This is a genomic window from uncultured Vibrio sp. (assembly GCF_947488985.1).
Lineage (GTDB): Bacteria > Pseudomonadota > Gammaproteobacteria > Enterobacterales > Vibrionaceae > Vibrio.
In genome coordinates this window covers 1-4,060 of record NZ_CANLBV010000165.1, presented here as the reverse complement: position 1 = coordinate 4,060, position 4,060 = coordinate 1, and the positions used below count along the sequence as shown (strand labels likewise).

The following is a 4,060-nucleotide window of genomic DNA, read 5'->3' as shown; positions in this document are numbered from 1 at the left end:
CACCCCGATGCGATGGCGCTAATTATAAGGAACATAACATCAATAAGATCATGCTTCTGGTTAATGTCTGACCGAGTCGTCTTGGACGACTGATAGGTGTTCGATTAAGTTCAAAGTGGCTGTGTGATTATGGGTTTGGCAATATTAGGTCATATTTGTTAACAAAGTGCGATCCCGCCCTGTACCAAAGCCAACGTTGATTTTTCTTATTACCGACAAACGACCATTGTTCATCGATCTCACAAGGATTTTATCTTTAACACCAGGTTTTCTTGCTTCGTAAGCATAATCGAGCTGAAAATCGAGGCATCGAAAACGTTGATAGCCCGAAGCCCTTTACCATGCTTTCGAAGGGCATTGCTCTGACTGCAAAAGAGACAATTAACCTGAATAGTTGCTATGGTTGATCCCCCCTTAAAGCGTAGATTCTAACACAGAAACAACAGATTGGAGTCATGACCAGCTCGTGAATATAAATACAATCCCCACCTTACTTTTACAAAAAGTTACACTTCACCATATTTAACTCATTGAGTCTTATTGTTGCATATCGTACTGTAACTATGCAATAAGATGAATTTGTATACATTGATGCGAGAAATATAAATAAGGAAATTAAATGAAACCGTCTATTTTAGCTTCAGTCATTACTCTAACTCTTTCAAGTTCTTACGCCTTAGCCAATAATTGTACAGATATACCTCAGTGGCAAGATTATTATCCAGTAGCTGAAGAAGGAGATAATGTTCAACATCTTGGACATCTATATGAATGCAAGCCATTTCCTGCATCAGGTTGGTGCCGAGATATTAACTATGAGCCAGGGACCGTGTGGGGAGAAGATGCGTGGACACATCTAGGCGAATGTGATGTTGCAGAGCAACCAATAATTAGTATTGATGCACCAACTGTTGTACCTCATGACCAAAGCTTTGAAGTATCTGTAACAATTACAGATCCCAATGAAGTCGGTATTGATTATGCCGATTTTTTTATCGTAACTGAAGGTGAAGAAACATTTATAGAGCGAATTACAGAGGCACCATATAATTCTATATATCCAGAACTATCACCTGGAATTCATTACATTATTGTAAGGTCCTCTGATCGAGATGGTAATTATGCAGATGACGCCCAATCAACTCTTCTTTCAATTGATATGGAAGAACCAGCCACTTTACTTATTACGCCACGTAATGGAGAAAGAATCTTAGAAAATACCCCTATAACATTTGAAGCAATTGCTGATACTTTAAATCCAGAAGATAATATCACTAAAGTGGAGTTCTTAATTGATGATGATGTTGTTGGGGAGTCAAGTGAATCACCATTTAGATTTACTCTAGAAAGTGGACTACCTGAAGGGCAGTATAATTTTAGCAGCCGTGTTCATACAGAACTTGATAAAGTTAAAGACAGCAATATTGCAACAGTTATAATTTATATTCCAGGACAATGGGAAGAGGAATTTAACCCATACTGGACGTCATGGGGTACGGATAGTGCACAAATGGAAGAACTATCGGATCAAATTACAACGATACATTTAGCTTTTGTTGGTATGAATGAAGATTTTGAATTAATTGGAACAAATAGCTTATTACAATATCGAGGTGATGACTCCCCAGAGTTTGTTGATAATGTTGATCCTACTTATATGAACTGGACAACTAAGAAGTATCTAAACCCTGAAACAAAGATTTCTCTTGCTATGGGAGGAGCTCATGAAACACAGACTTGGCAACTATTGAAAAATACAGAAAACGTCCCAGCTTATGTTAACTCATTAAATGATATTGTTAATGATGTTTTCCCTGTTTATGAACAAATTGAGTCAAATAGATATCAAAAGGTAGGTTATGTACAAATTGATGGACTCGATTTAGATATTGAAGCTCTTGATATAGAGAAAGATCCTATTTGGTCAGAAAATATTGTAACTATGATCGACTCTTTCACAGAAAACAATCCAAACAAAGTCATGTACTTAACAGGAATGCACACTGCAGGAGATGCTCCTAGCTGCCAACAGGGTGGATCTTTTGAGGAAGGGTGTAGTTACCCTGCTGGGAGTGCATATGCTGGAAGTTTAACCCTTGTTCTTGAAGGTATTAAAGACAATGATGTTGCTTTAGCTAAGTACCAAGTCATGGCTTACGACGCTGGTCGTCAAGGAATTGAATATGATTGGGAGGTTGCTTTAGAGAATATCGCAAAATATATACCTAGAGAAGATATTATCCTTGGTGTGTCGATAGGCTCTCAATGGAGCCCTGGTGGTGTTTTTGTTGAACCAATGGATGAAATTAAAACAAAAGCACTTCGACAAAAAGAGTTGGGATATGGTGGTGTGATGTCTTGGGCTGTTGGAGCAGGTGGTGCAGAAGTACCAACAACACAGGTACAGCAGATGAATGAAATAGCAGAATCATTTAAAGATTAATTATTGCCTTAAATAAAAACCCAAGGACCTTATAACAACTTTTAGGTCTTTGGGTTGAATTTACACCTTTCTTAATAGAGTTATTAGTAATAAATACAAGCTTAAAATAAACCAAGGAAGTAACAATGAAACTAAATAAAACTATTGTGTCATTTTTTATATTAACATCTTCATTAGGGGCACACGCTGAAATTAATTACAAATTAACAGTAAACTTACCAGCAACATCAGGTGCTATCAATCAAGCTATCAGTGAAGGCCTTGATATAACTTTAGAAGGAACAAAGTTAGATGACCATACTGGTATTGAATATGGATTACTGTCATTTGTTAATAGTGAAAAATATTGTTATTTTTATAATAAGGAATTAGTTTCACGTTATGATAGTGACTTTGTCTTCTCTACATTAAGAGAAGGTGAGGAAACTGTAATTGACTATGGGTGGCCATTTGAAAGTTTACCTCCTATTGAACGATTTGCCAATTATAGTGATGGTTCTGCTGGCGATATAGTTACTGGGCAAGTTTCATCGGGTGGAGTACCTTTTCCAGCCCTTGTCGTGTGTAGAGATTTAATTACCCCGACTCCAACGCAGTCATTAACATATTAAGGATTAATAAAAATGAAAAAAATAACTTTTATGATTTTATGCTCCACTATATCATTTGGTTCACTAGCAAACATAACGTTTGATGTAACACTAAATTTGCCATCTACAACTACTTCAATAAATAAAGCTATTGATGAAGGTCTTGACATCGTTTTAAAAGGAGAGTTGATAGATTCAACTACTGGAATTGGATATGCCTTACTCTCAAAGGAAGATAATAATAAATACTGCGACTATATAAATGAGGAGCAATATTTACGAAGTGACCTTGATTATGCATATATAAATTTACTTTTAAATGGAGAAAATGTTGTTGATTATGGTTGGCCTTTTAGTGATTTAGAAATTGACGAAAGATGGGCAAATTTCGCTCATAACTATCATGGCGACATGATTTCTGGAAGATTATGGGCAGAAAGCCCCATACTCCAGGAAGCTCTAGTTGTATGTAAAACATTAATTAAACCAGAGCTGTAAATATAAAGTATGTACCCCATGACCCCACGGGCCGACTTGTCAGTGTTTGAAGTTCCAAGGTAGGAGTGTGTTGATATCAGGCTCAGTTTTTGCCAGCTCCTTCATGCACTTGATCATATAGTCATAGAGGATAAGACCGTTGGCTTTCGCGGTCTCGATGATGCTGTAAAGCATTACGCTCGCATCAGCACCGTTTGGTGTGTTTGAGAATAACCAATTTTTTCGGCCAATGACCAGCGGTTTAATTGCGCGTTCAGCGCGATTATTGTCGATAGATAAGTGACCATCGTCGATATAACGAATGAGCTTTGACCACTGCCCGTGCGTGTATGTTATCGCTTTATCTAATGGGCTAGAACCTCTTAATCATTGCTGCAATGGTTAAGAGGTTCTTTTAATAAGTATCCATTAAGGTGTGATTTTTCGTTGATTCGGTCTAGTTTTAGGTTGACCTATACTCGTTCAACTTGAAGATGCAGGCTTGAGAACTTGAAAGTTATCATTAATTCGAGATGCCAAAGAGCCTGCG

Annotated in this window: 3 protein-coding genes and 3 pseudogenes; 3 read left to right on the top strand and 3 right to left on the bottom strand. The window is 37.2% G+C overall.

All coding sequences use genetic code 11. The features are described 5' to 3' along the window. Positions 1-114: pseudogene (locus Q1A70_RS19205) on the bottom strand (ISAs1 family transposase); the annotation flags it as partial. Positions 115-181: 67 nt separating this feature from the next. Beyond that, positions 182-401: pseudogene (locus Q1A70_RS19200) on the bottom strand (IS1 family transposase); the annotation flags it as partial. Between the two features lie 218 nt (positions 402-619). On the opposite strand from Q1A70_RS19200, the gene Q1A70_RS19195 reads away from it, so the two are divergent. The 3 genes from Q1A70_RS19195 (at position 620) to Q1A70_RS19185 (ending at position 3,531) form a co-directional block, all read left to right on the top strand. Then, positions 620-2,443: a glycosyl hydrolase family 18 protein gene (locus tag Q1A70_RS19195; RefSeq protein WP_299695414.1), complete on the top strand. Its 1,824-nt coding sequence runs from the start codon at positions 620-622 to the stop codon at positions 2,441-2,443. 125 nt (positions 2,444-2,568) lie between these two features. Next, entirely contained in the window at positions 2,569-3,054 is a 486-nt protein-coding gene (locus Q1A70_RS19190) for a hypothetical protein (RefSeq protein WP_299695412.1), read from the top strand. 12 nt (positions 3,055-3,066) lie between these two features. Then, positions 3,067-3,531, top strand: coding sequence for a hypothetical protein (locus Q1A70_RS19185; protein ID WP_299695411.1), 465 nt, complete (start codon positions 3,067-3,069; stop codon positions 3,529-3,531). A gap of 39 nt (positions 3,532-3,570) precedes the next feature. Here Q1A70_RS19185 and Q1A70_RS19180 read toward each other — a convergent pair. After that, positions 3,571-3,888: pseudogene (locus Q1A70_RS19180) on the bottom strand (transposase); the annotation flags it as partial. Positions 3,889-4,060 lie beyond the last annotated feature (172 nt).